This is a genomic window from Paractinoplanes toevensis, from assembly GCF_018332695.1.
GTDB lineage: Bacteria > Actinomycetota > Actinomycetes > Mycobacteriales > Micromonosporaceae > Actinoplanes > Actinoplanes toevensis.
This window is the reverse complement of the sequence record NZ_BOQN01000230.1, coordinates 1-481: the sequence shown is the minus strand read 5'-3', so window position 1 is coordinate 481 and position 481 is coordinate 1. Positions and strand designations below refer to the sequence as shown.

General features: G+C 73.4%; 1 pseudogene. It reads right to left on the bottom strand.

What is annotated here, in order from left to right:
* Nucleotides 1-481 (bottom strand): annotated as a pseudogene (locus Ato02nite_RS50845) (ATP-binding protein); the annotation flags it as partial.

The following is a 481-nucleotide window of genomic DNA, read 5'->3' as shown; positions in this document are numbered from 1 at the left end:
CGGCGGCCTGGGCGGCGGCCGCAAGCAGGTTGGCATGCTCGGCTGCCAGCCAGGTCATGGCCGCGTCGTGGTCGGCGATCCGCTCCGGTTCGACGCCCTCCGGGAGCGGTTCGAGCGGTACGGCGATGGCGTCCAGGTTCGGGTAGACGAGCCGGTTGGCCGTACAGGCGGTGTGCACGTAGTGGGCGATGAGCCGGACCGTCGCGTCCTCGGCCTCGTCCGTCGACGCCAGCTCGGCGGCATAGGCGCGGAGCAGGTCGTGCTGGGTGTACCGGCCGGGTCGGTGCTCGGTGGCGAGGTTCGCCCGGGTGAGCTGGGTCAGCAGCCGACGCGTCTCGGCCAGGGACGTGCCGGCCAGGGCGGCCGCCGCCACAGTGGACAGGTCGGCGCCGGGATGTCGGCCCAGCAGGCGGAACAGCCGCGCCGCGGGTGGCGTGAGGGTGGCGTACGACCAGGAGAAGATGGCGCGTACGTCGCTGAG